General features: G+C 66.5%; 6 protein-coding genes. 2 read left to right on the top strand and 4 right to left on the bottom strand.

Annotated elements, in window-relative coordinates; all coding sequences use genetic code 11:
• A partial coding sequence (locus tag PHC73_RS12410; RefSeq protein ID WP_300128745.1) for an RAMP superfamily CRISPR-associated protein occupies positions 1–571 on the bottom strand: 571 nt, incomplete at its 3' end.
• Between the two features lie 60 nt (positions 572–631).
• Between PHC73_RS12410 and PHC73_RS12405 the strand changes: the two genes are divergently transcribed.
• Both PHC73_RS12405 and PHC73_RS12400 read left to right on the top strand, forming a co-directional pair.
• Positions 632–847: a ribbon-helix-helix protein, CopG family gene (locus PHC73_RS12405; RefSeq protein WP_300128742.1), complete on the top strand. Its 216-nt coding sequence runs from the start codon at positions 632–634 to the stop codon at positions 845–847.
• On the top strand, positions 844–1,251 hold the full coding sequence (locus PHC73_RS12400; protein ID WP_300128740.1) for a putative toxin-antitoxin system toxin component, PIN family: 408 nt from the start codon (positions 844–846) through the stop codon (positions 1,249–1,251). Before PHC73_RS12405 ends, PHC73_RS12400 begins: the two co-directional genes overlap by 4 nt.
• Before the next feature lie 5 nt (positions 1,252–1,256).
• On the opposite strand, the gene cmr5 is transcribed toward PHC73_RS12400, so the two are convergent.
• From cmr5 to PHC73_RS12385, 3 genes are all read right to left on the bottom strand, one after another.
• Positions 1,257–1,616: a type III-B CRISPR module-associated protein Cmr5 gene (gene cmr5, locus PHC73_RS12395; protein WP_300128737.1), complete on the bottom strand. Its 360-nt coding sequence runs from the start codon at positions 1,614–1,616 to the stop codon at positions 1,257–1,259.
• Positions 1,617–1,618: 2 nt separating this feature from the next.
• Positions 1,619–2,569, bottom strand: coding sequence for a type III-B CRISPR module RAMP protein Cmr4 (gene cmr4 / locus PHC73_RS12390; RefSeq protein WP_300128734.1), 951 nt, complete (start codon positions 2,567–2,569; stop codon positions 1,619–1,621).
• A 17-nt stretch (positions 2,570–2,586) separates the two neighbouring features.
• A partial coding sequence (locus PHC73_RS12385) for a type III-B CRISPR module-associated Cmr3 family protein (RefSeq protein WP_300128731.1) occupies positions 2,587–3,707 on the bottom strand: 1,121 nt, incomplete at its 5' end.

The raw sequence follows: 3,707 nt of genomic DNA, 5'->3' as shown, positions 1-3,707 counted from the left end.
AACCGTGCGCATCGCCCCAGTCGCCGCTGGTCAACTCCCGTGCCGCCTGGCGCAGCACACCCTTGACGCCGGAGCCGGGTAGATAGGGCAAACCGTAAGGGTTCAGGAAGGCAAAGCCGTTTTCCAGCGGATGCTCGTTACCAAGACCCGTGGTGAAGGGCGCGGTGGCCTTGGCGTCCAGACACAGCCTTTCGACGGCCGCTACCGTCTCGAACAGGCGGGTCTGTCGGTCGCGCAGTGCCTGTATCAGCGGTCGCCAAGGTGCAAGCCCTGGATCGGTTTTGGGTTTTCTTCGGCGCGGCCGCTCTTCATCAAAAGAAGGGGTCTTGCAGGCTGCAATGGCACAGGCGTGTTGATCATTCGACAGATCATCCCAGCCCCCCTGGACCAAACCGCCGCCTTCGCGCTTCATCTTCGGCACCCGATCATTCGTGCGCCAATCGATCCGATTCTCTTCCTGGTTCTCCCCCCATGCGGCGAAGTACAGCAGGAAGCGGTGACCAGGTGGCGCCGAAAGGTAAAACTCGGGGTCATCTTTCTGTAGATAGCTCGGAACGGCTGCAATGCTCATGTATTCACCTTTGTGCTACATTGTCGTACACGAACTTTCTGTTCAGCCCGGGAGGCTGTCATGACCACACTGACCATCCGCATTGACGATGATTTCGATGCTGAGCTGAACCGCCTGGCGGAAGCCGCGCATCGCACCAAGAGCGATCTGGTGCGTGAAATGCTGCGCCGGCAGGCGGCGCTCGAAGAGCTGCGCCAGACCCGCCGGCAACTGATGCCGTACGCCGAGCGCGCCGGGTATCTGACCGACGAAGATTTTTTCCGCGACTTCTCGTGAAGGTCTTCATCGATACCAACGTCTGGCTGAGCGGCCGTTTTCTGCCCGGCCTGTGCGCGCAATTGCTCGAAGCCTTGATCGAGTCCGGCATCGACCTCCTGCTCGACGAGCGCGTGCTCGACGAATTCCGCCGCGTCGCGCGCGACAAACTGGGCGTGGATCAAGCCCTGCTGGCACGCACCGACTCGTTCTTTCTTCGCTATGCCCAGATCGTGCCGGCCGCGCAGGCACCCGCGCCGGACGTGCCCGACCCTGACGACGCCTGGATTCTGGCTGCCGCGCTGAATGCCGGCGCGCATTGGTTCGTGACCGGCGATAAGGCGCTGCTCGGCCTGGGCACACTGGGTGAGATGGCCATCCTGAGCCCGCGAACCGTCTATGAGCGGCTGATCAGCCTTCGCTGATGGCATCATGACTGCCGCGCCGCCGCCATCTGCCGCAGCCACTTGAGCCAGGCGAAGGCTTCGGCGGTGATGGCCTGGTAGTCGGCGGGCGCCGCTTGCATCAGCGCCTGCATGAAGGCTGCGAAGTCGGCGCTAGGGAATTGCTGCGGAAAGCGGCCTTGCAGCCACAGTCGCAGGTGCTGGGCGAGGGTGTGATGACGCCCGCCCTTGTCTTCGAGGTAGGCCATCACCTGCATCAGGCCGGAATTCATGATCAGCGCCGGCAGGCCTTTGGCGTCGTTTACGTAATCCCTGCCGTGCAGGGCGATGCCGTCAGCCGCCTTCGTCCACGCATCCTGTGCGCGCAGTTGCTCGAGTGTCGCCATGTTCAGCCCTCCACCACTTTGGCCAGCACCAGGCCGCGGCCGGTGGTGGCGTCGCCGCCGAGTTGCAGCAGCTTGCCGTCGATGACGTTCTTGATTTTGGCCATCACGCCTGCGGCACTGTCCTCCTGATCGGCCTGCTTGCCCGTGCGCGTCTGGCTGGCCATGAGCGGCGCGATCAGCAGCGATTCCGGCGGTAGGTTCTCGGTGTAGAACAGCCCGCCGTCGGCGGCGGTGCCGGTGTTCTCGTCGATGCGCACATGTGGTTCCACCAGCATCGCGTGCTCGGCGAAGTAGCCGAAGTCGGTGTCCGACAGCACCACCAGATCGGTCTTGAGCTTGTCGGCGAAAAACGCATAGGCGGGATCAGCCGGCAGCGCCTTGGCGGCGAGATCGGCGGCGATGGTCTTCACCGCGGCGCACTCGGACTCCTGGGCGGTGTACTCGAAGGCTTCCAGATGCAATACCTGAGCGGCCCTGCCGTTTACCTGCCGCTGGACGGTCAACTGCGAATTGGCGAGCCGGCAGTGGTCCGGCTCGACGGCGAACGCCGGCCAGCTCGCCGCGGCGCCGCTCAATGTCAGTAATCGCTGCGCCCGCGCCAGCGCCTGCGGGCAGGTTGCGTAGACATAGCCGCCTTTGAGGCTGCGCACCGGCAGGGCCACCAATTGGGCATCGCCAAAGCTGAGGGCGCCGGCGTGCAGGTCGCTGCTGCCGGATTCGGGGCCGAACAGCACCTTGATCAGGTCCTTGATCGGCCGATCCTGCTGCGTGCCCTGACAGAGCTGTTCGAAGCTGTGGCGCACCGCGCCTTTGATGCCGGAGCCGGCAAAGCAGGGGTGGCCGGTATGACGTTCGCGCTGGATCGGGTTGTCGATGACGCCGATGGCCTGCCCGGCGCCCATGTGGACGGGACTGACCGCGTAAAGGAACAGGGCTGATTGTTGTTGAAACATGGCGGACTCCGTTGGAATCAGTAGGCTGCGATGGCAATACGGTTGAAGCCCTCGGCGCGCCGGGTGGCATCGTCGCAGGGTTCGCGCCACAGGCCGGTTTCGGCAAGCTTGCGAAGCGCATCGGGCGGGGCGTCGAGGTCTTCGAGCCACCAGACGCTGCCGGCGGGCGCGGCGCGCAGCGCGTCCTTGGGCAGCCAGCGCGCCAGGTCCCAGCCCGACACCACCTCGGCGCGCGGCACGGCGGCGCACACGAGCCAGCCGGAAACCCCGTGCAGGTCGAAGCGGATGGCGCCATCGGCGCGGCGGGTGTCAGGGTTCGCGCCAGCGGGCAGCCAGCCGGCCGCGAACAGGCCGGGGCTGGTCAGCAGCAGCCGGCAACGCCGGGCAGCGACGATGGCCTCGTAGTCCGGCGCCGGTAGCCGGTAGTCGTTCACCGGATGCAGCGCCGCGGCGCGGCCGTCACCGCCCAGGCGCACGAGGCCGGAGGTCGGCGGCTCGGCGCCGCTGACGGTGGCGAGAAAGCCCACGTCATACCCCACCGGCTGCTCTTTCTCGTTGCGCCTGTCCAGGCGGTGACCCCGTTTGAGCATCGCCACCGCCTGCATCGAGAACAACTGACCATCCTTGGCGCGGCGTTGCGCGGCGTCCAGCCCGACGCCGACGCGATGCTCAAACTGCCACAGCGCGTTCGATTTGACCCAGTCGATCTGGGCATCGTCGGGCACTCGTCCAGCTAGATATTTCCCGAAACCTGCTTCGGTCAGCCAATAGCCGCCGGCCGGCTTGTGCCGATCCGCCTGCGCCAGCACCGGCAGCCGCGGCAACTCGGCCGAGCTGGCGAGCCCGGCGGCGGGCGCGGTCGGCGCCATGCGCTGCACCCGGAACGGCTGGTCGCCCTCCGCCGCCAACACCACCAGATCGGCCGGCGGCGCCATCAGCAATTCCACGCGCCCATCGGCGTGCCGACGCGCCAAATGAAAGCCGGTGACGGTGAATGGGCCGGGGGCGGTCGGCGTGCCCAGGCTGGGGTGATCCACCTCGCCGCGCGCGAAGGCGGCGAGATCAATGCCCGCGTCGGCCAGCATGCGCGAACGCAGCGCGCCGGCCGCGACCGACGGCCAGGGCGGGATCAGCGCCT

The sequence above is a fragment of the Immundisolibacter sp. genome (assembly GCF_028696615.1).
Classification (GTDB): Bacteria; Pseudomonadota; Gammaproteobacteria; order Immundisolibacterales; family Immundisolibacteraceae; genus Immundisolibacter.
This window is presented reverse-complemented; position numbering and strand designations above follow the sequence as displayed.

Coding starts and splice junctions, on each gene's coding strand:
- PHC73_RS12405 (WP_300128742.1), top strand. CDS start 632: ATGACCACACTGACCATCCGCATTGACGATGATTTCGATGCTGAGCTG.
- cmr5 (WP_300128737.1), bottom strand. CDS start 1,616: ATGGCGACACTCGAGCAACTGCGCGCACAGGATGCGTGGACGAAGGCG.
- cmr4 (WP_300128734.1), bottom strand. CDS start 2,569: ATGTTTCAACAACAATCAGCCCTGTTCCTTTACGCGGTCAGTCCCGTC.